Genomic DNA, 22949 nt, shown 5'->3' on the forward strand with positions numbered 1-22949 from the left:
ATATGAATAAAAGTAAAACAAGCTTCAGAACATGTATGTGTGCTGAAATCACAAAAGAAGATTTAGGAAAGAAAGTTACACTGTCGGGCTGGGTACAAAGAAGAAGAGACCTTGGCGGAGTTATTTTCATTCATTTGAGAGACAGAAGCGGTATCATGCAGCTTGTAGCCAACAGCGAACTTAATAAGGAAGTTTTCGAGACTGCGGAAAACATAAGAAACGAATATGTTTTGAAAGTAAGCGGTGAAGTGGTTCTTAGGGATGAAGAAAACTTCAATCCAAATATTGAAACGGGAGAACTTGAACTAAAGCTTGACACCATGGAAGTCTTGGACAGTGCAAACACTCCTCCTATATATATAGACGAAAGTGACAATGCAAACGAAGCGACAAGACTTGAATACAGATTTCTTGATTTAAGAAAAGATAAGATAAAGAACAACCTCATTACAAGAGCAAAGACTTGTTCGGTGGTAAGAAATTTCTTAGACAGCGAAGGTTTCCTTGAAATCGAAACACCGTTCTTAGGTAAACCGACCCCAGAAGGTGCAAGAGATTTCCTTGTACCAAGCAGGATAAGAAAAGGCAAGTTCTTCGGACTTCCTCAGTCTCCTCAGCTATTTAAACAAATATTGATGGTTTCGGGAATGGACAGATATTATCAGATAGTAAAATGTTTCAGAGATGAAGACTTGAGACAGGACAGACAGCCGGAGTTTACTCAAATAGACCTTGAAATGAGTTTTGTGGATGTAGACGATGTAATTGACGTAAATGAAAGACTCGTTAAGAAAGTATTCAAAGAAATCATAGATTACGATATCGAAGCTCCTATTATGAGAATGGAATTTTCCGAAGCAATGGACAGATTCGGTTCCGATAAGCCCGATACCAGATTTGGAATGGAACTTTTCGATTTGAGCGATTTGCTTAAAGACTGTAAATTCAATGTATTTGCGGGACCTATCAAAAACGGCGGAAGCGTTAGAGCCATAAACGCGAAGGGCTTGGCTGATTTCTTCTCAAGAAGAGATATAGACGCTTTAGTGGATTATGTAAAAACTTACGGAGCTAAGGGGCTTGCATGGATTGCGGTAAACGAAGACGGCTCTATAAAATCACAGATAACAAAATTCTTAAGCGAAGAAGAAACAAAGGGTATATTAGACAGAGCTAAAGCGGAAAACGGAGATATAGTATTCATCGTTGCGGATAAAAATAAAGTAGTTTACGATTCTCTGGGAAATCTAAGACTTCATATAGCTAAAAAAGCCGAAATCAAAATGGACGAAGGATTTAATTTCTTATGGGTAACAAACTTCCCTATGTTTGAATACGACGAAAATGAAAAGAGATATAAAGCTATGCACCATCCTTTCACTGCTCCTATGGATGAAGACTTGGATAAATTGGAAAGCGAACCGGGCGAAGTCAGAGCTAAAGCATATGACCTAGTTGTAAACGGAGTTGAAATGGGAGGCGGAAGCATAAGGATACATTCCGGAGAAGTTCAGCAGAAAGTATTCAACGTACTTGGTTTCAGCGATGAAGAAGCGGAAAATAAATTCGGTTTCTTGCTTAAGGCACTTAAATACGGAACTCCACCTCACGGCGGATTAGCATTTGGTTTAGACAGAATGATAATGCTTCTTGTAGATACAGAAAATATCAGAGACGTAATAGCATTCCCTAAGACACAAAATCATACATGTCTTATGTCGGACGCTCCGAGTATCGTAAGCGAAGAACAGCTTGAAGAGCTTGGTATCGAAGTGGTTGACGAGGAAGAGTAGGAATGGACAAGAAGCAAATTGACAGGATAAACTTCCTTGCAAAAAAGAAAAAGACGGAAGGTCTTACAGAGGAAGAATCAAAGGAACAAAAAGAACTTTATAAAATTTATCTGGGTAACATCAGGAAAAATTTTAAAATTACCGTAGACAGTATCGTCGTAGAAAAAGAAGACGGAAGCAAAGTTCCTCTAAAAGAATTTAATAAAAAGAAGAAAAATTAAATTACCGCGCTTATATGCGCGGTTTTTTAGAGTATGGAAAAATAAAAATTAAATATATTAATTTTTAGGAGACGATAAAAATTTATTTACGAAGATTGGCTCCGAAAATACCTCCTATGAGAGATACCAAAAGAAGCACCGGCATTTTTAAGAAAAATGCCATTATGCTGAATGTACCTTCGCTTATCAAAAGATTTATTAAAAGCAGGATAACTATAAATATAAGTCCGCTGAACAGACCGTAAAGATATCCCTTTGCGGTGGTCCTTCTTCCCGCATGTACGCTTGCGATGAACAGACTTAAATTGAGCAGGATATAAAGACCTCCCGACTGTATGCTTACGGGGAAGTCGAAGAAGTACATCAAAAGAGAAAAAATAAACACGCTTATGACCGCAAAGATACTTCCCAGTATGACAGCGCGAAGCAGGTTATTCATATTGTTACTATTCGTCATGATAAAATTCCTTTCGTTATTTCTTATAATTTCTTATATTAAATATTTATTACTTTCTCACTCAATTCATTACAATTTTTATTATTATGTGTTAAAATCTATATATATTTTTTTAAGGAATGTAGATAGTGGAATATAAAATATTTAAACAAAAGACATCAGACAATATAAACTATGATTTTATAGATAATTTAACCAAGCAATTCGATATATCTTATTTGAGTGCACTCCTTTTGAGCATAAAGGGATTTAGTGCTTTCGGGGAAGTGGAAACTTATTTGAACCCGAATATATCCGACCTTTATGACCCTTTCCTGTTTAAGGATATGAAAAAGGTCATGGAAAGATTAAAAGAAGTCATCAGAAACAGGGAAAAAGTGGTTATATTTTCGGACTACGACTGTGACGGTGTGACTTCAAGCATTATCCTTTATAAAGTTTTAAGCTTCATGAAGGTGAATACAAAAATCATAATACCAAACAGGTTCACAAACGGTTACGGGCTGAGTGACGAAAGTATGGAAATGATAATAGACGAAGAGCCTTCCTTGGTTATCACTACGGATAACGGGATAACCTCTGTTGAGGAAACGGAGATATTGAAGGATAGCGGTATAGATGTAATAATCACTGACCATCATACTCCTCCCGAAGTGCTGCCTGAGGCTTATGCGATCATAAATCCTAAGGTAGAGGGAGATAATTACCCTTTCAGCGAGTTATGCGGTGCGGGGGTTGCTTTTAAGATTGCCTGTGCGGCAGTAAAATTTTTCGAGCTGGACTTTGACATATCGCAAATACTCGTTTTCGCCATGATAGGCACCATAGCTGATATAGTATCTTTAAAAAGCGAGAACAGGACAATAGCGTCTCTCGGGCTTGATTTGATAAGAAACACGAATAACAAGGGCTTGAATGCTCTGATTAAAAAATCAGATTTGGATAAGAATAAGCTGAATTGCGGTAACATCGGTTTTCAGATAGGTCCGAGGATAAATGCCGCGGGAAGGCTTGATGATGCCAAAAAAGCGGTTAGGTTATTCCTAAGCGAAGACGAAAAGGAAGTAGATATTTTATCCCATGAGCTATGTGAGTATAATGATCAAAGAAAAGATATAGAAGAAAGTATATTTAAAAAAAGCGAAGAGTACATAAAGGAAAATGACTTACTTGAAACCTCGTTGATACTATATGTTTACGGAGAAGATTTCAACGAGGGGGTAATGGGAGTTGCGGCAAGTAAAATATGCGATAAATACAATCGTCCCGTGGTCATAATGAGCGACAGCGAAGATGGGTTTATTAAGGCTTCATGCAGGAGCATAACGGGATTTGATATATTTAAATGTCTCGATAACAGCAGAGAGTTGTTTTCTAAATTCGGAGGACACAGTGCCGCCGCCGGATTTAGTATCGAAAGAGAAAATTTGGACAGATTGATTGAAGAGACAAACGAGTATGCAAGGAAAAGAAAGATAGAAAACTTATTTTATAAAAGGGTTTACTATGATACACCAGCTATCCCTTCAAACTTAAATGTAAAGACTTCTTTGGAACTTGAGAAGTTTGCTCCTTTCGGGATAGGAAATTCCAGAAGTATATTATGTCTAAGAGATGTGAAGCTTACTAATGTAAGAGCCATAGGTAAGGACGGAACACATCTTAAATTCAGCGTCCTTTATAACGGGAATTATTATGATGCAATAGGTTTTTCAATGGGGCATTACCTTAGAGAGTATGATTTTACTAAGTCCTTTGATATAGTATTCACGATGTCGGTGAACTCCTATAAGGGGAGAGAAAAACTCCAGTTTGAAATAAAGGATATGGATTATCACGATGTGGATCTAAAAGAGTATGACAAGGCTTTTTACAATAATTTTATAAAGGATTTGGATAACGAAGATTACTTTTATCCCGAAGAAGAAAAGCTTCCTTATTCTTTTGAGACGACAATTGAAGAATATAAAGACAAAGTTTTAATAATATATAATAGAGACACTTTTTTAAGACTTATAAAATACCTGAGATTTAAAAATTATGATTATAAGATATCTTACAATGAACTTGAAAAAGAAGAAAACAAAATAAATGTACTGGTTCTTCCCGTAAGTGAGATAGGGGAAGATGAAGTCGTTATTCTCGACAGACCCGAGTTTAACGATTATGAAAGCGAAGTTTATAAGAGTGCAAAGATAAAATATCTAAAGACATCAAAGCCCATGAGAAGCGTTAAAATAACGAGAACTTTCTTTTTATATCTTTACAGGAAATTTAAACTTTTAAAGATAACGGGTAATAATATATATGAGTTTATTAATAATATAAGAAATGAAAGCGACGTTGAGATAAATTATTTTACGGTAAGGCTTGCACTCGATATAATGAAAGAAATGAATATATTGAATTATTCTTTAGAAAATGATAAACTAAGCTTGTCGTTTAAAAAAGTAAATTCAAAAAGCGATATAGAAAAAACCAAAATAATGAAAAAGTTGAATAACAGGTAGGGGATTTAATATGGATTTAAAAGAAAAGATAAGAGTAATAGAAGATTTTCCGAAAGAGGGTATAAGTTTTAAAGATATAACGACACTTGTAAAAGATAAAGAAGCTCTTCAGTATACTATAAATGCTTTATGCGATTTGATAGACGGGGAAGTGGATTTGATCGTGGGACCGGAGTCAAGAGGATTTATCTTCGGTACCGCTGTAGCTTATAGGATAGGAGCGGGTTTCGTTCCCGTTAGAAAGCCCGGAAAACTTCCGGCTGAAACGATAAGCTATACTTATGACCTTGAGTACGGAACTGATACTATCGAGATACATAAGGATGCGATAAAAAAAGGTGACAAGGTCGTAATAATAGATGACCTTATTGCAACCGGAGGAACTTTGGAAGCCAGCGCAAAAGCTATTGAAATGCTTGGTGGTGAAATAGTTTCTATAATATCTTTAATGGAACTTACGGGTCTGAACGGAAGAGATAAATTAAAAGACTACGATGTAAAAACATTGGTTCAATACGAATTTTAAGGTAGGAAGTGACTTATATGATTACACCAAAATTACTGAAATTAATATATACATTTTCAGTGTATCTTGCTTTGGCGGGAATACTTATTTTCGCTGTTCTCAAGATAAAGAAATTAATGGATAACAAAGGCAAACCGAACTTGGATGAGAATATAGTTCAGAATAATACTCCTAAGATACTGACTTTAAGCCAAAGTCAGCTCAGTAAATCTCTTACTGTAAGATATTTTTCTATATTCACATTCTCGGGATTTCTTCTTGTATTCGGGTTTATGGGTATCCAGACCCTTGCAAATCATATCACGATGAAACCCAGCGTAGTGATAAGTTTTCTTTTGGGACTTACGGGGCTTGTTATTTTTGCCCTTGTTGAGTATGCCATAGATCTTATGGTAAAACACGATGCTATATTTTCCGCAAATACAGTAGGGCTGGAAGCCTTGGTTTATAAGGATATAAAGGCTAAAAGAGGAGCTATGGGAAAAGTTAGGGTTTCGATAAATGATGAAGTGATAGAGTTTGAAGCCGTAACCAATGCGGAAGCGACTCTACGTAAGGGTTCTAAAGTAAAGATAACCAATTCACTGAGCGATACCTGTGTAGTCGTGGAATAAGATAAAACGCCTAAGGGCGTTTTTTTATTGATGTTTATATGTAAACATCTTATTTGGTTAAATCATAACTTATCTCTATTAAGTCATAAATATTTTCCAAAGGGTAAGTCCCGTCCAATAATACGGTTATCCAGTGTTCCTTGTTCATATGGTAAGCGGGAAGTATACCCTTTTTGCTCCTTAGAGAACCTATGAGTTCTGGAGGACATTTTAAGTTTATAATGTCGATATTCTCTTCTACGTCAATATTCAGTCTCTTTTTTTCGATGTTCATTACCAGAGCAAACCATTTTTTGTTATGATTATGTCTGAATACGCTGTAGTCGGGAGTCTTCTCCCACGGATAGTCCGCTTCGATATTATAATTTTCTTTTATAAATTTATGTATATCATCTTTATATGACATAGTTTTCTCCTTATGTAGCCTTTTAAATAAATTAAAGCATGTTTTAAATATTTAAGTATTTATTGTATTCTTCAGCTTTTCTCTTTATTATTTTATCAAAATCTTTTATGTATATATTGGTATCCTTAGTCGTGTCTACTCGGTATGTTTTATCGTTCTTTTTATCGTATACTTTTCCTGCACCGCCCGCACCGAGCGCAAGTATGGTGCTTTTGTTTTTCATTGTTTTGATGTTATAGATACATTCTTTCCCTCTTTTTGAAAAACCGACGTTTTCTCCCATACATAAGCTTTGTTTTTGCTTATAAAGGTAATAAGGATAATACCCATTTGATTTAAGCAAACTAAAACATTTACTTTGAACATCGTAAAAGTCTTTATCTTCGTATTTTATATTATCCATATCACTCGACCTTTTAAGAGAAAGCGTATGTATGGTTATATTTTCCGCTTTTAAATTTATGAGTGTCTTTACTTCATTTATAAAATCCGAAATACTGTCTGAATTAAGCCCCATTATCAAGTCGGAGTTTAGTATGAAGTTATATTGTTTTATAAGGTCTGCTGCTTTATAGAATTCAGCGGGAGAAATATCTCTGTTAAAGTTATCAAGTACATCTTTACTCATTGACTGAGGGTTTAAGCAAATCCTGTTTACCTTATCGTTATTTAATATATCCAGCTTTTCTTTTGTAAGCATATCCGCACGCCCAAGTTCAAAAGTGAATTCGATATTTTTATCTTTGATTATATTTTTTAAAATGGAGTTGGTAAGCTTATGTGTAAGTTCTTCATTCAATATCCCGGGAGTTCCTCCGCCTATATAGATACTGTCTATATTGATACTGTTTTTATCTATAATTTCGGATATCATATTGACTTCTTTTAAAAGTACATTTGTATACTCATTCAAAATCAAATCGTTACCGGTACATATTTTGGACGGAAAAGAACAGTAAGTACATCTTGCGGGGCAGAAGGGAATATGGATATAAAGGCTGTACTTATTATCGTCGATAAGCTCTTTTTGTGTTTCCTTCGTATTCATAAGTAATCCTATCTTATCCGTATTCATAAGATAATCGTATTTGAGTATTTTCCTTATCTCATTTTTGCTTTTATCTTTATATAAATCCAGGATATTTATAGGTTTTACTCCCGTCAGTATCCCGTAAGGGAATTCTTTATGGGTCTCATTTCTCAAAGCCTTGTAAACGACTTTTTTTGTGGCGTTTTTTAAGGATATGTTTATCTTCTCTTTATATGTTTTATCTTTATACTCTAAATATACAAAATTACCCTGAGAGTATAATTTCATTTTTATGTCTTTATACTTGTCAGGGTAAAATAACTGAAGTATTTCACGAACGTGAATTTCTTTTATGTTTTCGTCTGTTTTGATATTCATTATGCTCTGAAAAATCCGTTGTATTTCTTTTCCCCTTCTATATCCGTAGGGTCTCCGTGACCTGATAGAAGAGTATAATTTTTATCAAGAGTATAAATTTTATTTCTTATGGAACTTTCGAGGACTTCTATACTGCCTCCGTAAAGGTCTGTCCTTCCTATGGAGCGTAAGAACAGCGTATCTCCGCAGAATATCACTCCCGCATCGTCTATTTTGTAGCAAACTCCGCCTTTAGAGTGCCCCGGGGTAAATATTACTTCTATTTCGCTTCCTTCGAAGTCTATCTTTTCTCCGTCGTATACGAATTCATCCGCTTCTCTGATTTTTATGCCCATTCCCATCATAAGTGCGGAACCGTTTTTGTTCGGGTTTGATAACATTTCATTGTCGAGCTCATGAATATATACTTTTGCTCCCGTGGCGTCTCTTACCATGTCCGTTCCCGCAATATGGTCGAAGTGTCCGTGAGTTAGTAGGATTTTTTCTATATTCAAATTTTCTTTTCTGATATAATCCATTAACCTTTCGTCGTTGTGACCGGGGTCGATTATTATCGATTTATCGTTTTTTGTTATAATATAACAGTTTGTTCCTACGGGACCTAACTGAAATGATCTTATATCCATATTATTTGTTCCTTTCTTCTTCTCTGCAGACCGAGCAGCTTCCCTTTGAAATAAAAGTTTCTTTCTTATAAAAGCTTACCATGTCGGGGTCCAGTTCTTTAAGTATTGCAGTATGTTTTTTGCATAGTATCTTCCCGAAGTTTTTAAGGTATTCCTTCGGTATGTCGGTTTCGTATAACAGAGGTTCTCTTTGTATATCTTCCTTACATATTACTACCATGTAAGCTTCGTCTTCATCGCTGTAATCCGTTACGAATTTAAAGTGTATATCATGCTTTGTAAAGAAATCCACCAAGTAAGTTTGTATATCATCATCTGTCATTTCACTCACGATGATCTTCTTTATGGGAAGGACTTCATTGATTTTTTCAATAAAGTATGTTACGGATTTGTTATTGGCTATTTCCTCTTTGAAATAACAGTATATCTCATCTTCAAAAACACCCAGTATCCTTCTGGTTTTGCATATATCTTCAACCATTAAATCATTTTTTAGAAACTCATGAACATCCAGTCTTTTTTCACCCATGATAATCACTCCTTAGTTTTTGTGTCAAACAATATAGTAACGGGACCGTCATTTACAATATCCACTAACATATCTTCTCCGAATATGCCTCGCTTAACCGAAATTCCTTCTTCTTCTATTTTTTTCATGAAGTATTCGTAAAGCTCGTTTGCTTCTACGGGCTCCATTGCATTTACAAAACTCGGTCTGTTACCTTTTTTTGTATCAGCCGCAAGGGTGAACTGAGATATTATAAGCATTTGACCGCCTATGTCTTTTATGGATAAATTCATTTTGCCGTTTTCATCTTCAAAAACTCTGAGGTTTGATATTTTTCTTGCGAGATAGTCGGCGTCTTTTTTTGTGTCCTTTTCTTCCGCTCCGAAGAGGACGTTGAATCCTTTATTGATATTCCCGACTACTCTATCGTTTATGGTGACCTTTGAACTCTTTACTCTCTGAACAACAGCTTTCATGAAAATTTATTTCCTTATCTTATAAATTTTTTCCTTTTCTAACAAAAATTTATTATATCATACTATAAATATGAAAGTCCATATTTATAGTATTAAATTGTGTCTTTTATGTGACAATATACACTTATTTTATTTGATTTTCATATGATTCGATATTCCGTTAAATCCTTGAGTATAAGGCTTTTTAAAAGTTATAAAACTTGAAAGTATGACCTTTTTTTGGTATAGTAACTATAAGTGAGGTTTTTATGAGGAAAATTATATTGGCGTCGGCTTCTCCAAGGAGAAAAGAGCTGTTAAAATTACTTGATATAGATTTTGACATCATCGTCTCAACGTGTGAAGAAGTGTTTGATGAGGAGTTATCCGTTTATGAAAATTTAAAAAACATTGCTTATTCAAAGGCTTACGATGTTTTTAAGGATAATGGGGATAACCTCGTCATAGGTGCCGATACCATTGTTTACTTAGAGGGCAGAGTCCTTTTGAAGCCAAAGGATAAGGACGATGCAAGGGGGATGATAAAATCTCTGTCTGGTAAAACTCACAGTGTTATAAGCGGTATATCTGTCATAACTAAAGAAAAAAGTTTAAAAACGGCAGTGGAGACCAAAGTAACGTTCAAAGAACTTAACGACGAAGAAATAGAAGGATACATAAATACAAATGAGCCTTATGACAAAGCCGGCGGATATGCCGTTCAGGGTATTGCGGGGAAATTCATAAGTAAAATCGAAGGCGATTATTTTAACGTAGTGGGGCTTAGTATAAGCACATTATATGATATGTTAAAAGAGTTTAGGTAGGATAAGATGAAATCGGACAAAGAAATACTATCGGGTATTGAAGAAAGATTATATGACGAAGGCGTCGGGGAGCTTACCGACAGTGAGCTGGTTGCATTAATAATAAGAAAAGGGGACAGTACGAAAAGCGTACTGGAGCTTAGTAATAATATCATAAGAAGATACGGAGCTTCCCTCAGGGATTTGATAGGTATCACGAGGGAAGAGCTTAAAAACGATAATCCGGGGATGACGGATTTAAAATGTGATATGATTTTGGCTTCTTTGGAAATAGGCAGAAGAGCTTATTTGAAAAAAGAGAAGCAAAAGATCATAACATGTGTCATGGATATAGTGGACCTGCTTTCCTATGATATGAGCTTTTTGGATGAAGAACATTTTAAGGTCATACTTTTAAACACCAAAAATATGGTTATAGAAACGGAACTTATTTCAATAGGGACGATAAACACTTCACTTGTTCATGTAAGGGAAGTATTCAGAAACGCAATAAAGAAAAATGCAAACAGTATAATCTTAGCTCATAATCATCCAAGCGGAGATTCCACTCCTTCAATAGAAGACGAACATCTTACCAAAAGGCTTAAAGACGCGGGAGAGCTTATCGGTATAAAGGTAATTGACCATGTTATCATAGGTAAGGATAATTACTTTTCATTTATGGAAGAAAATATGTTATAATAATATATTATTTATTCTTTTTAATAGGAGTAAAAATATGAATGATGATTTTGTAAGTGTAATAATCCCTGCCGCAGGCAGAGGAACAAGGATGGGTAAGAGTATCAATAAGCAGTACATATCTTTAGACAAAAAAGCAATACTCACTCATACTATCATAGCTTTCGATAAATGTCCTTATATAGATGAGATACTTATTGTCGTTGCCGATAATGAAGAAAAATTATTCAAGGATAAGGTGCTCAAAGAATATAGGATAAAAAAGCCTTATAAGCTGGTAGTCGGCGGAAGTACGAGACAGGAATCGGTTTATAATGCGGTAAAGAAAGTTGATGAAAGATGTACTATAATATCCGTACATGACGGTGCAAGACCCCTGATTTCCAATAAGGAGATAATAAATACGGTTCTCGGTGCAAAGAAGTACGGAGGATGCGTGCTTGGGGTACCTGTAAAGGAAACGGTCAAGAAAGCGGACAGTGACGGATTTGTATCCGCTACGGTAGAAAGAAGTACGCTTTATAATATAAGGACACCTCAGGTTTTTAAGGCTGATATTTTAAAAGAGGCCTATAAAAACGCAGAGGAGAAAGGTATCATCGGGACAGACGATTCATACCTTGTGGAAGAAAACGATATAAAAGTAAAGATAATAAAAGGTTCTTATAACAATATAAAAATAACAACACCTGAAGATTTAATCTACGCTCAAGAGATTTTATCAAGCAGAAACTAGGGGGTTACAATGAACATAAACAACCAAAAAATCGTTGAGTTATTTTACAAGATGCTGAAAGTGAGGGTTTTTGAAGAAAAACTGGCGTCTTTATACGAAGAAGGAAAGATACATACAAACTTATATTTATCCATAGGACAGGAAGCGGTAAGTGCCGGAGCAATGGCTGCCATAAACGGCAAGGATAAAGTTTTTACATCACATAGGAACTTTGCTGCTTCAATATGTCTTGAAATGGATATAGAAAAGATGTTTCGTGAGATAATGGGGCTTGACGGCGGTTATACCGACGGGGTAGCGGGACCGGGATATTTTGCGGATATGAAGGCTGATATTTACGGTGCTTCGGCGGTTCCCGCGGGAAATGTTTCCGTAGCAACGGGTGTTGCCATGGGGGAAAAGATACATCATACGAACAATATAGTGGTTTCCTTTATCGGTGACGGCGCTGTAAACGAAGGTGTATTTTCCGAAAGCGTCAATATGGCTTCAATGTTTAAGCTTCCTATCATTTACTTGGTTGAAAACAACGGATATGCCAAAGGACAGAGTTTTTCCAAAACCTCTACTGTCAAAGATATAGCTTCCCGTGCAAGCAGTTATTCGATACCGGGTATCATAGTTGACGGGAACAATGTTCTCGATATGTACGAAGCAATGCTTACTGCTTCAAGCTATGTAAGAGGAGGAAAAGGTCCGATAATACTTGAGGCAAAGACATATCGCTTCAGCGGACATCATCTTGCGGATAAGGCCCTTTACAGAAGTTCAAAAGAACTTAGGGCATGGTTCGATAAGTGCCCGATAAAGCTTCTCAGTAATTATATGCTTCAAAATATGGTTGGTATAGATGATGACCTTCAAATGATGAAAGATACCATTTCGGCTGAAATGGACAGGATAATAAATAAAATACTAAACGAAAAAGAAATCCCTAAAGAAGAGCTTGAAGAAAAAGAAGAAGAAAAGATTTCAAAGAAGACCCAGATAGAAGAAGAATTAAAAGCTTTGCTCGAACAAAAGGAATTTTTAAAACAGGCAGATACTTCGGTCATGATAGAAGAACCTAAACTTAAATCTACTTTTACGGAAAAAGATGCGGTTGGGGACAGTGAAGAAGAGATCAGAGCCAACGATAAAGTATTCGATGAAATAAAGAGACTTAAAAATATATTCCCCGAAAGAGACGATACACCTAAAGAAGAACTTAGTGTAGAGGATATTTTAAGGAACGGTCATACTCATACTTTGATATCTAACACGGACGGCTTTGCGGATGTTGATTTTAGGGATACTATAAGAAAGAGACCCGAAAAGGAAGAAAAAAAAGAAGTAGTTACCGAAGAAGAAAAGAGATATATTTCAAATGCGGAAAATGTTCTTGAAAATATATTCAAAGAAATAGATGAAGAAGAAAAGAAATATACCACTACGGTGGTAAACAGTGATATTTATGATGATATAAGTATGAAGGCAAACATCGCAGACGGTTATGAAAAAGAAGATGAAGATAAGATCACTTTTGTAAATGCATCTGTTGGAGAAAGTTCAGACTACAATGATTTGAGAAAGCAGAATATTGAAACATTTGACGATTTTGATTTTGAAAATAGATATGATGATACATATAAAGATGATTTATTCAGTAATTATAATGAAGACGACGATATCATAAAGGAATATATGAAGAGTCTGAATATGAACAGCGAACAGCCTTTTACCGTTTCCACAAGGGGCAGTTCACCTGTTATAGATGTAAGTGACGGCAATGACGTATCTGATTTACATAATATGCTTGAAATGGAAGATGAAGCGGAACTTGACCTTGATATCTTCGGGGAGGGCAGATAATGATAGAATTAACTTTTAAACAGGCAATCAAAAATACTCTTTTATATGAACTGAGGAAGAATAGGAACAGTGTGTTCGTTTCTCAGGATATAGGAGTATTCGGCGGAGAATACAAAGTAAGCAAAGGATTTGACGTACAGATACCGGAAGAGAGGATAATCGAAGTTCCCGTAAGCGAGAATGCTTATATAGGCTCAAGCGTAGGGCTTAGTTTGAATGGATTCAACGTAATAACGGAGATACCGGGGACGAAGTTTTTGATAAGGTCTCTGGATCCGATAATAAACTATGCTTCGAAGCTTAAAGCTTTTGGGACTAAAGTTCCGGGGAGTCTTCTTATAAGATGTCCGATAGGGTATACTCCTTACTCCAGTGTGCAGGATAACGAATCTGTGGAGGCTGTAATGGCGCATTTTCCGGGTATAAAAGTGGTTTATCCATCGACACCGAAGGACGCTATAGGTCTTATGCGAAGCGCATTTTCAGAACATGATCCGGTGATATTCTTCGAAAATAAGAATTTATATAATGTAAAAGGCGAAATAAGTGAAAAGTCGGAGGAAAAGATACCTCTAGGGAAAGCCAATATCATAAGAGAAGGAAGCGACATCACCGTCATAACCTACGGAAGCATGGTAAAAGAAGCAATGAAGGCCAGCGACGTAGCCTATATGAGTGATGTAAAAGTAGAGGTAATAGATTTAAGGACAATAAAACCCATCGACAGTGAGACTATAATAAAATCCGTTAAGAAGACGGGAAGAGCCATTGTAGTTTACGAAGGTTATAAGACATGCTCCGTTGGAAGCGAGATAGCAAGTATAATAGTTGAAAGCGAAGCTTTTGATTATCTTGAAGCTCCGGTAGCGAGGATGTGCAGTGATGATAATTTCACACCTTTCAATCCTATAAAGGCTAAAGAAGTACTGCCGAGTTCCGGCAAACTTTTGGAAAAAATAATGCAGTTGGTTGAATATTAAGACGAAAGGAGAATTTCATGACAAACTTAGGGAATTCCAAACAAAAAGCAAGCCCCGCCACAAGAAAGCTGGCTAAGGCATTAGGCATAGATTTATCGCAAATAGAAGGAAGCGGCGAAAACGGACGTATCGAAGCCGCTGATTTAGAGCGTTATTTAAATGACAGAAAGAGACTTGAAGAAAATAACATAAATAATATATCTATAAAATCAAGCAAGGACGACGAAGAATTGAAGATATTGGAACAAAGGATCAATATGATAAATGATGAAGTCGAAGATAAGATAGCCGATAATACGAAGATATATTCAAGCAGTGAGACCGATGAAGAAATGGAGGAGTTGAATAATGCCGACTCCGATATCATTCAGTTTATGATAAAACATCAAAATGATATTTATGATGAAGATAATTCTTCAAAGGATATCATCGTGAATTATGACCAGACATCAAGTATCATTACAAGCGAAGTAAAAGAAGACGCTGAAGATAAAGAAGAAAACAAAGAAATAACCGATACAAAGGATACGATAGAAAAGATGAACAAGGCAGAGAATGCAAAAGAAGCATATACTCCGGTCATCGAAGAAGTCGTATCCAAGGAATACGATGATGAAGGAAACGAGATACCGGTCGTTCCTGTTGAAAACAGTGTTACTCATCAGGTCATAGTTCCTGTAGAACATTCCGAGATAGCGGAAGAATATCCGGACACGGAAAGGGAAGTAAATGAGAGCTACGGGAAAAGAGTGGTTATCACTTTAAATGATGATACCAGCAGAAGCGTAGTTATCAATAAAGACGGAAAAAGCAGTGAAGAAAAAACTGTAAGCGAACAAAATCAGTTGGTCATAGAGACTCATACTCATAACGTGGTTACTATGGGTATAAAAGCGAGCCTTAACCTCGTAAAGGAAATGCTTGTTTCCTACAGCGATCTAAGCGAGAGAAAGATTTTTAATACCGTGGTAAAATCCATAGTTTTCGCTTTGGAAAAAAATAAAATAGCTTCCTTTAAGGGAGATGTTGCGATATATAAGTATGACGGTGAAGAAGGCTTTACAGGCAGAAAGCTGAGCGGTATCAACGAACTTACCGTAAGTCAGATGGATAAGAGAATGAAATACATAATCGAAGGGGAGGATATCGATTTTAGGATAACCGATATAAGCCCGCTTAATATCGATTATTATTATCCGAAAGCATGTGAAGACAAAGTCGATATAACGGTTCTCATTCAGGACGAATATGTAAAAGTATACTTGAGTGCATGCGAAGATTTGATGGATTTCAACGAATGTGCGAAAGTCCTTTCAAATATCAAATCAGTGATAAGCAATCCAAGCCTTATGCTTGTATAATAAAAAGACACCTTATGGTGTCTTTTTATTGCTGATTATGGGCACTACGCCTCACTGCGTGAGATTCCGCGCCCCTAACTTAATTCACTATCTATCAACCCTATATTCTAAAAATCTTATTTTTATCAAAACAAAACTCTCACGGCTCACTTTTTTATCTTTTCGATAAAATACCCTATAAAAGTTTCAAAAACAGTAAAAAATCCCAAAAATTTCTATAAAAATGTGTACTTTTTGTAACATTTGTGCTATACTCAAAACGTATTGTAATAATATAAGAAATCACATATAACGACATATTATTATTACATGTAAACAATTATTTGTAATAAAATCCATATATTACAGATTTCTTATATACGTTACAAAAAGTACGATTATTGATATTATTGTTGAAATAAAGGGGAGTTAAAAATGAAAAGTAAGAGACTTTTAGCGGTAATGCTGAGCGGGTTTATGGTGTTTACAAGCATGACACCTGTGTTTACCGAAGAAATAAAAAGTGAAAACACGAATGACAATTCTGTAGTAAGTGAAGAACAAAAGGGAAATGACGTAAATAACAGTGAGGAAGTTAAAGATAATGAAGAAGCTGTTATAACAGATAAAGATAATGAACATAAAACAGCACAAGATGAAAAGAAAGCGGAAGAAAGTACTTCTTTAAATGAGACTTCTAAAACGGTTAAGTCGACTTCAAAGACAGCTTTATCTTCATCTAAAACAACAAGAGATGTTTTAGAAAGTAAAATAGACGAAACGACAGGGCTTGAATTCAGCTATGACAGCGATACGAATGAAGCGACCATTACAGGGCTTGGTAGCTTTCCTGCCGACGACGTTTTGACTGTTACGACTTTTGCCATTCCGAGTAAGGTAAAGACTTCGGATACCGGAGAATTGACCGTAACTGCTGTAGGCGGGGAAGCTTTCCTTAGCGAAGATTTTGGTGTTGATTATGACTGTACATTAATAATTCCATCAAGCATTGAATCGATAGGGAAAAAGGCATTTAGCAGTTGTTACTTTGCTAAATTGGAATTTGAAGAAGGAAGTAACCTTACGACTATAGGAGAAGATGCATTTAAGGCAGGAAATTACCTTGAAAACTTAATTATACCTAAGAGTGTAGTAAGTATTGAAATGGGCGCATTTTATGACGCAGGGGTAAGTTCTTTAACTTTTGAAGAAGGCAGTAAATTAGAAAGCATAAAAGCAGAGGCTTTTAGAAGTAATAATAACCTTGCAGGTAATTTGACTATTCCTAAAAATGTGACTTATTTGGGATTTTGTATGTTTACCAATTGTAGAAAACTCGAAAGCATTACATTCGAAGAGGGGATAAACCTTGAAACACTGGAAATTTCTGTATTCGACTCATTAGATAGTTTGAAAGAAATCGTTATCCCGAAATCCGTGAAAACCATGAAAAGCAATGTGTTTAGTAGTTGTGACAATTTATCTTCAATTATTTTTGAATAAGGGTCTGCTTTGGAAACTTTAGAAAGAGGTGCTTTAAAATATTTGCCTGCTTTGGAAGAAATTATCATACCCGAAAAAGTAACTTCTGTAGGAGATGCATGTTTTCAAAACTGTACTAATCTTAAAAAGATCGTATTTATGGGGGCAAATGCGACTATAGGGACGGATGTGTTCAAAAATACTTCGTCGGATTTGGCAATATACGCGCATACCGGCAAAGACGGTTCTTTAATTCCTATTTATACATATTTTGAAGCACAGAAAGCTGCCAACCCTTCATGGACATTTGGAAGCATATGTCATGGTCCCGATGAAGTAGCTGGAAGTAAAGTCGAACCAACATGCGGCGTTGACGGAACAATTTCATTTGAACCCGGGAACTGTACCTGCGGTAATGTATTGACCGAAAGAGTTACTTTTGCTCTTCCCGCAACCCAAAAGCATACTTTTGATAAAACCGTTATAAGTAAAGAAGCTACATGTACGGTCAAGGGAAGCAAACACAGAGAATGCAGTGTATGCGGGGATAAAGAAGACGGTTCCGATGTAGATATACCAATGCTTGCTCATACTTATGCAGAAATAATAGACACACCTGCAACATGTACTGAAGAGGGAAGTAAGCATTCAGAGTGCAGTGTTTGTAACACTAAAAAAGAAAATTCAGATGAGAAAATAGGAGTTTTACCTCATACTTTTGATAAAGAAGTGGTAGACAAGGAAGCTACATATACAGAAGAAGGAAGTAAGCATACAGAGTGCAGCGTCTGCGGTACTAAAAAAGAAGGTTCAGATGTCGTTATCCCAAAGATCGTAAAAGAAGAAGATAAGAATAATAATAACAATGGCGACTCAACATCAAACGGAAGTACCGTGACAAAGACAGGAAGTGATAAAACAGCGGTAAATAATCCTCAGACTTCTGATGAAATGAATATGGTTCTTTACGTCCTATTGGGACTTGTATCTTTGGGAGCAGTGGGTACCGTAGGATATAAACTTAAAAAGAGGAATATCTAATTAGTTAGGCATATGGATAAATAATTAATGAAGATATAAGTAAAAAGAAATATCCAATAAACTTATATATAAGTTAAAGATGTAAAAATAAATATGTACATATTTATTTGAAAAAGTTACCCGGATGATTTCACTCAGCAGAAATCATCTTGATATAAAGGTAAGATTTAAAATACCGATCCTAAAAAAGACCCTACCCCGATGGGTCTTTTTTAGTTCCATGTTTGTTTTATAGTTTATATCTTGTTTAAAGATTTTGTTAATAGGGTTAGTGTGGGATTAAGGGGAAATTTTGTTAGAAGTACTTGTTAGGGGCGCGGATTCTGCCGAAGGCAGGCATAGTGCCCCGATGTATAGATGTATAAATGTTAAATGAATATGATTATTGGAAAATAATCTATAGCCGTTGACAATTCAGATAATATGTACTAAATTAGCATTAGAGTTTTATATTAAAATAGATAAGGACAAATATAATGAAACTTTATAAGAAAAAAAGATATAACATGTTTATCATGGGGCTTTCAGTTATAGGTATGATGATGTATATTATATCCATGTTTTTAAGAAATAAGATTGCTGATTTCCCTTTGGGTTTTATCGAGGGAGTATCTATCGTTTTAATGATATTGGGAATAATACATATGATGATAAGTTTTATAAATAAAAGAAATCCATATAGTGGGGAAGATATGAGGCATCGCTGAATTAGGATGTCTTTTTTATTTTCTAAAAAATCTAACAAAGTCAAAAAAAGCTTGAAATAAACAGATACGCGTAACAAATGTTACGATATATTCAAGGTAAAAGCAGTATAATATAGATAAAGGATATATGTAAAGGTATTACCGAATAATTATTAATTTGGGTTTATAAATATAATGTGTTTTTTATAATAATACATAAAAAGTCTTTTAAAATGTCAGAAAATTTAGTATAATATTATGAATATTAAATATGGAATAAGGAGGCAGAAATGAAAAAATTTAAAAGAGTTTTAATCGCAAACCGTGGTGAAATAGCTATCAGAATCATCAGAGCCGTTCAGGAACTCGGTATGAAAGCTATTTGTATCTATTGCGAAGAAGATAAATTATCACTTTTCAGAAGCAAAGCAGATGAGGCGTATCTGATAAAAGGGATAAATTCACCTACGGATGCCTATTTAAATATAGAAGCAATAATCGAACTTGCAAAAGCCAAAAACATTGATGCCATTCATCCCGGATACGGATTTTTATCGGAAAATCCTATTTTTGCGGCTGAATGCGAAAAAGCAGGTATCAAATTTATAGGACCCTCTTCCGATGTAATAGAGCTGTTGGGAAATAAGGTAAATGCCAAGGAAGCAGCTATTGAAGCGGGCGTTAGCGTACTTGACGGGGTAAAAGTAGAGACCGTTGAAGAGGCAAAAGAAATCAGTTCCAAAATCGGATACCCGGTTATCATAAAAGCCAGCGCAGGCGGCGGCGGAAGAGGTATGAGGGTATGCGAAAGAGAAGATGATTTAAGAAATCAATTTGAGTCTGCCGTAAGAGAAGCAAAAAAAGCCTTCAATAACGGGGAAGTATTTATAGAAAAATACGTAAGGGCTCCGAGACACGTTGAAGCTCAGATTTTAGCCGATGAATACGGTCATATAGTACATTTATTTGAAAGGGACTGTTCAATTCAAAGAAGACATCAAAAGATAATAGAATTTTCTCCATCACAGTCTATAAGCGAAGAAACGAGAAAAGCTATCTGCGAAGAAAGCGTGAACCTTGCAAAACATGTAGGGTATACGAATGCGGGTACTGTGGAATTCCTCGTTGATGAAAATGAAAAGCATTATTTCATGGAAGTTAATCCGAGGATACAAGTTGAACATACTGTTACGGAACTTGTAACCAATGTTGACCTTGTACAGGCTCAGATACTCATTGCCGAAGGATATAAACTTACCGATGAAGAAATAAACATAAAATCTCAGGAAGATATCAAGATGAGCGGAGCCGCTATAGAGTGCAGGGTAACTACAGAAAATGTACTCAATAACTTCATGCCCGACACAGGTAAAATAGATGTCTACAAGACAGGTTCCGGTCCCGGGGTAAGACTTGACGGCGGCAATGGATTTGTTGGTTCCGAAATAACTCCTTATTTCGACAGTCTTCTCGTTAAGACCACTACATATGCAAGAGACTTTGACAAGGCGAGAAAGAAGATGATAAGGACTTTAAAGGAACATGAAATCGAAGGTGTTTCTACAAATAAAGACTTCCTTATAAACGTTTTGGAACATGAGGACTTCAAAAAGGGTATTTGCAATACCAACTTCATTGAAGATCATCCCGAACTGTTCAATATTTCAGCATTTGACAATCAGACAGTTAAACTTCTCGAATATTTGGCTAAGACGACTCTTGCAAAAAACAGCAGTGACAGAGAAATATTGCCTAAAATAGAAGTTCCTATCTATAAGGATATGCCGAACTTGAGCGGAACTAAGCAAATATTGGACGAAAAAGGTCCCGAAGGACTCGTTCAGTGGATAAAAGACCAAAAGCAGCTTTTATTCATGGATACGACAATGCGTGACGCTCAGCAGTCACTGTTTGCAACGAGAATGAGGACAAATGATTTCCTTAAGATAGCCGAAAGCGTAAGCAGATATGAAAAAGATATATACGCTTTGGAATTATGGGGAGGGGCTACATTCGATACATCTTATCGTTTCTTGAAAGAATCTCCATGGTCGAGACTTGAACTTCTCAGAGAAATGATACCGAATATCTTATTCCAAATGCTCCTTAGGGGTTCTAATGCTGTTGGATATAAGAATTATCCGGACAATGTAATAAAAGCCTTTATCAAGCAAAGTGCCGAAAGCGGTATAGATGTATTCAGAGTATTCGACTCTCTAAACTGGCTAGACCAAATAAAGCCTTCCGTTGAAGAAGTATTGAAGCTCGGTAAGGTTGCGGAAGTAGCGATTTGTTATTCCGGAGATATACTTGATAAAAACAAAACAAAATATACTCTTGACTATTATGTTAAAAAGGCAAAAGAAGTTGAAGCGATGGGTGCACATATCTTAGCGATAAAAGATATGTCCGGACTGCTTAAACCTGCCGCTGCGATGAGACTTGCGAAAGCACTGAAAGACGAAATAAGTATCCCTATCCATTTCCATACACACGATACTGCCGGAAACGGTGTATCAAGTATGCTTATGGCAAGTGCTGCGGGAGTGGATATCGTAGATGCAGCCGTTTCATCAATGAGCGGAACCACATCTCAGCCTTCTCTTGATTCTATAGTGGCGGCTGTTGAACATACTCCTAGAGAAAGCAATATCAATGTTGATGATATCCAAGTAATCAGTGACTACTACGAAAAAGCAAGAAAATACTATACGGGATTTGAATCCGGACTTAAGACCGGTACTACACAGATTTACAAATATGAAGTACCGGGAGGACAGTATTCCAACCTTAAATCTCAGGTAGAAAGCTTTGGGCTTGGACACAGATTTACGGATGTGCTTGAGAAATACAAAGAAGCAAACGAACTTTTAAGAGATATCATTAAAGTAACACCGACTTCAAAAGTTGTAGGTGACTTTGCTATATTCATGCTTCAAAATGATTTGGATAAAGAAAACATCTACGAAAAGGGAAAAGACTTGGCTTTCCCTGACAGCGTCGTGGATTTCTTCAAGGGAATGATAGGTCAGCCTGAATGGGGGTTTGATGAAAAACTCAGAGAAGTAGTCCTTAAAGGGGCAGAGTTTGTTGATAAGAGACCGGGTCTTCTTCTTCCGGATGAAGATTTTGATAAGATAAAAGCGGAATACAAAGAAGAATTCAATATGGATCTAAATAACAAACAAGTGTTATCCGCCGCTTTATATCCTAAAGTATATAAAGAATATCTAAGGTTCAAAGAAACTTACGGGGATCTTACTTATATGTCTTCGGACGCATTCTTCAGCGGACTATCAAAAGGTGAAGAAACCGAAGTATTCTTCGGCGAAGGTAAATCCCATGTAATAAAACTTGTAAGGACGGGAAGGACCCATGCGGACGGCAACAGACGTATGGTATTCGAAGTGGACGGTTTCAGACGTGCATTATACGTTGAAGACCCTAATGCGATACGTTCTCAGGTAATGAGTCAGGCTGTTGAAATGGCTGACAGCAATAATGACAAGCATATCGGCTCTCCTATACCGGGTTCGGTTATCAAGGTAAACGTGGCAATAGGCGACAAAGTAGAAAAGAACCAAGCGGTATGCGTCGTGGAAGCTATGAAGATGGAAACCGAAGTCGTATCTCCTGCGGAAGGTGTCATAAAAGATGTTCTCGTACAGGAATTGGACAGCGTAAAAGCGGGACAGTTACTCATAGAACTCGAATAATATTATATAAAATAAGACAGCAGAGTATTTCTCTGCTGTTTTTTTATTGTTATATTATCGAGATTAATTCTTAAATAATAAGCTA

The 22949-nt window shown here is 36.1% G+C and carries 19 protein-coding genes and 1 pseudogene; 14 read left to right on the top strand and 6 right to left on the bottom strand.

Features of this window, described 5'->3' with window-relative positions:
* Window positions 1-2: 2 nt before the first annotated feature.
* Window positions 3-1793, top strand: a complete 1791-nt coding sequence (aspS, locus tag ANASTE_RS10545; RefSeq protein ID WP_039945598.1) for an aspartate--tRNA ligase — start codon at window positions 3-5, stop codon at window positions 1791-1793.
* Window positions 1794-1795: 2 nt separating this feature from the next.
* Complete coding sequence (locus ANASTE_RS10550) at window positions 1796-2014, top strand: DUF896 domain-containing protein (RefSeq protein WP_007051012.1); 219 nt, start codon at window positions 1796-1798, stop codon at window positions 2012-2014.
* 82 nt (window positions 2015-2096) lie between these two features.
* Here ANASTE_RS10550 and ANASTE_RS10555 read toward each other — a convergent pair whose 3' ends face one another.
* Complete coding sequence (locus tag ANASTE_RS10555; protein ID WP_007051013.1) at window positions 2097-2471, bottom strand: TIGR04086 family membrane protein; 375 nt, start codon at window positions 2469-2471, stop codon at window positions 2097-2099.
* 128 nt (window positions 2472-2599) lie between these two features.
* On the opposite strand from ANASTE_RS10555, the gene recJ reads away from it, so the two are divergent.
* From recJ to ANASTE_RS10570, 3 genes are read left to right on the top strand one after another with little or no spacing between them, the layout of a single operon-like run.
* The gene (gene recJ, locus ANASTE_RS10560; RefSeq protein WP_007051014.1) at window positions 2600-4981 is read left to right on the top strand and encodes a single-stranded-DNA-specific exonuclease RecJ; all 2382 of its coding nucleotides are present in this window, start codon (window positions 2600-2602) and stop codon (window positions 4979-4981) included.
* Between the two features lie 10 nt (window positions 4982-4991).
* Complete coding sequence (locus tag ANASTE_RS10565; RefSeq protein ID WP_007051015.1) at window positions 4992-5507, top strand: adenine phosphoribosyltransferase; 516 nt, start codon at window positions 4992-4994, stop codon at window positions 5505-5507.
* Between the two features lie 17 nt (window positions 5508-5524).
* Complete coding sequence (locus tag ANASTE_RS10570; RefSeq protein ID WP_007051016.1) at window positions 5525-6121, top strand: hypothetical protein; 597 nt, start codon at window positions 5525-5527, stop codon at window positions 6119-6121.
* 49 nt (window positions 6122-6170) lie between these two features.
* On the opposite strand, the gene ANASTE_RS10575 is transcribed toward ANASTE_RS10570, so the two are convergent.
* Genes ANASTE_RS10575 through dtd form a run of 5 tightly spaced genes read right to left on the bottom strand, consistent with a single transcriptional unit; the run spans window position 6171 to window position 9545 of the window.
* Window positions 6171-6527: an MmcQ/YjbR family DNA-binding protein gene (locus ANASTE_RS10575; protein WP_007051017.1), complete on the bottom strand. Its 357-nt coding sequence runs from the start codon at window positions 6525-6527 to the stop codon at window positions 6171-6173.
* Window positions 6528-6570: 43 nt separating this feature from the next.
* Window positions 6571-7935: a coproporphyrinogen dehydrogenase HemZ gene (gene hemZ, locus ANASTE_RS10580; protein ID WP_007051018.1), complete on the bottom strand. Its 1365-nt coding sequence runs from the start codon at window positions 7933-7935 to the stop codon at window positions 6571-6573.
* Complete coding sequence (locus ANASTE_RS10585; protein WP_007051019.1) at window positions 7935-8561, bottom strand: MBL fold metallo-hydrolase; 627 nt, start codon at window positions 8559-8561, stop codon at window positions 7935-7937. The genes hemZ and ANASTE_RS10585 overlap by 1 nt, the downstream gene beginning before the upstream one ends.
* 1 nt (window position 8562) lies before the next feature.
* Window positions 8563-9090 carry a hypothetical protein gene (locus ANASTE_RS10590; protein ID WP_007051020.1) on the bottom strand — a complete coding sequence of 176 codons (528 nt, stop codon included), beginning with the start codon at window positions 9088-9090 and terminating at the stop codon, window positions 8563-8565.
* A 5-nt stretch (window positions 9091-9095) separates the two neighbouring features.
* Window positions 9096-9545, bottom strand: a complete 450-nt coding sequence (gene dtd / locus ANASTE_RS10595; RefSeq protein WP_007051021.1) for a D-aminoacyl-tRNA deacylase — start codon at window positions 9543-9545, stop codon at window positions 9096-9098.
* 248 nt (window positions 9546-9793) lie between these two features.
* On the opposite strand from dtd, the gene ANASTE_RS10600 reads away from it, so the two are divergent.
* The 9 genes and pseudogenes from ANASTE_RS10600 to ANASTE_RS10645 all read left to right on the top strand — a co-directional run bounded on the left by ANASTE_RS10600 (window position 9794) and on the right by ANASTE_RS10645 (window position 22864).
* Entirely contained in the window at window positions 9794-10351 is a 558-nt protein-coding gene (locus ANASTE_RS10600) for a Maf family protein (RefSeq protein WP_007051022.1), read from the top strand.
* Window positions 10352-10357: 6 nt separating this feature from the next.
* Entirely contained in the window at window positions 10358-11032 is a 675-nt protein-coding gene (gene radC / locus ANASTE_RS10605) for a RadC family protein (protein ID WP_007051023.1), read from the top strand.
* A gap of 37 nt (window positions 11033-11069) precedes the next feature.
* Complete coding sequence (ispD, locus tag ANASTE_RS10610) at window positions 11070-11768, top strand: 2-C-methyl-D-erythritol 4-phosphate cytidylyltransferase (protein ID WP_007051024.1); 699 nt, start codon at window positions 11070-11072, stop codon at window positions 11766-11768.
* 9 nt (window positions 11769-11777) lie between these two features.
* Window positions 11778-13619 (top strand): thiamine pyrophosphate-dependent dehydrogenase E1 component subunit alpha, encoded by a 1842-nt coding sequence (locus tag ANASTE_RS10615; protein ID WP_007051025.1) that lies wholly within the window; start codon window positions 11778-11780, stop codon window positions 13617-13619.
* A complete protein-coding gene (locus tag ANASTE_RS10620) occupies window positions 13619-14599 on the top strand; it encodes an alpha-ketoacid dehydrogenase subunit beta (RefSeq protein WP_007051026.1) in 981 nt (326 codons plus the stop codon). Before ANASTE_RS10615 ends, ANASTE_RS10620 begins: the two co-directional genes overlap by 1 nt.
* A 17-nt stretch (window positions 14600-14616) precedes the next feature.
* Window positions 14617-15960: an E3 binding domain-containing protein gene (locus tag ANASTE_RS10625; protein WP_007051027.1), complete on the top strand. Its 1344-nt coding sequence runs from the start codon at window positions 14617-14619 to the stop codon at window positions 15958-15960.
* Between the two features lie 471 nt (window positions 15961-16431).
* Window positions 16432-18462: pseudogene (locus tag ANASTE_RS12365) on the top strand (leucine-rich repeat domain-containing protein).
* Window positions 18463-18938: 476 nt separating this feature from the next.
* Window positions 18939-19169, top strand: coding sequence for a hypothetical protein (locus ANASTE_RS10640; protein WP_007051030.1), 231 nt, complete (start codon window positions 18939-18941; stop codon window positions 19167-19169).
* Between the two features lie 269 nt (window positions 19170-19438).
* Complete coding sequence (locus ANASTE_RS10645; protein WP_007051031.1) at window positions 19439-22864, top strand: pyruvate carboxylase; 3426 nt, start codon at window positions 19439-19441, stop codon at window positions 22862-22864.
* Window positions 22865-22949: the final 85 nt, after the last annotated feature.

It is taken from the genome of Anaerofustis stercorihominis DSM 17244 (assembly GCF_000154825.1).
GTDB classification, from domain to species: Bacteria; Bacillota; Clostridia; order Eubacteriales; family Anaerofustaceae; genus Anaerofustis; species Anaerofustis stercorihominis.

Excerpts from the sequence above, each read along its gene's own strand:
- aspS (WP_039945598.1), top strand. The coding sequence starts at position 3 with ATGAATAAAAGTAAAACAAGCTTCAGAACATGTATGTGTGCTGAAATC.
- ANASTE_RS10550 (WP_007051012.1), top strand. The coding sequence starts at position 1,796 with ATGGACAAGAAGCAAATTGACAGGATAAACTTCCTTGCAAAAAAGAAA.
- ANASTE_RS10555 (WP_007051013.1), bottom strand. The coding sequence starts at position 2,471 with ATGACGAATAGTAACAATATGAATAACCTGCTTCGCGCTGTCATACTG.
- ANASTE_RS10565 (WP_007051015.1), top strand. The coding sequence starts at position 4,992 with ATGGATTTAAAAGAAAAGATAAGAGTAATAGAAGATTTTCCGAAAGAG.
- ANASTE_RS10570 (WP_007051016.1), top strand. The coding sequence starts at position 5,525 with ATGATTACACCAAAATTACTGAAATTAATATATACATTTTCAGTGTAT.
- ANASTE_RS10575 (WP_007051017.1), bottom strand. The coding sequence starts at position 6,527 with ATGTCATATAAAGATGATATACATAAATTTATAAAAGAAAATTATAAT.
- hemZ (WP_007051018.1), bottom strand. The coding sequence starts at position 7,935 with ATGAATATCAAAACAGACGAAAACATAAAAGAAATTCACGTTCGTGAA.
- ANASTE_RS10585 (WP_007051019.1), bottom strand. The coding sequence starts at position 8,561 with ATGGATATAAGATCATTTCAGTTAGGTCCCGTAGGAACAAACTGTTAT.
- ANASTE_RS10590 (WP_007051020.1), bottom strand. The coding sequence starts at position 9,090 with ATGGGTGAAAAAAGACTGGATGTTCATGAGTTTCTAAAAAATGATTTA.
- dtd (WP_007051021.1), bottom strand. The coding sequence starts at position 9,545 with ATGAAAGCTGTTGTTCAGAGAGTAAAGAGTTCAAAGGTCACCATAAAC.
- ANASTE_RS10600 (WP_007051022.1), top strand. The coding sequence starts at position 9,794 with ATGAGGAAAATTATATTGGCGTCGGCTTCTCCAAGGAGAAAAGAGCTG.
- radC (WP_007051023.1), top strand. The coding sequence starts at position 10,358 with ATGAAATCGGACAAAGAAATACTATCGGGTATTGAAGAAAGATTATAT.
- ispD (WP_007051024.1), top strand. The coding sequence starts at position 11,070 with ATGAATGATGATTTTGTAAGTGTAATAATCCCTGCCGCAGGCAGAGGA.
- ANASTE_RS10615 (WP_007051025.1), top strand. The coding sequence starts at position 11,778 with ATGAACATAAACAACCAAAAAATCGTTGAGTTATTTTACAAGATGCTG.
- ANASTE_RS10620 (WP_007051026.1), top strand. The coding sequence starts at position 13,619 with ATGATAGAATTAACTTTTAAACAGGCAATCAAAAATACTCTTTTATAT.
- ANASTE_RS10625 (WP_007051027.1), top strand. The coding sequence starts at position 14,617 with ATGACAAACTTAGGGAATTCCAAACAAAAAGCAAGCCCCGCCACAAGA.
- ANASTE_RS10640 (WP_007051030.1), top strand. The coding sequence starts at position 18,939 with ATGAAACTTTATAAGAAAAAAAGATATAACATGTTTATCATGGGGCTT.
- ANASTE_RS10645 (WP_007051031.1), top strand. The coding sequence starts at position 19,439 with ATGAAAAAATTTAAAAGAGTTTTAATCGCAAACCGTGGTGAAATAGCT.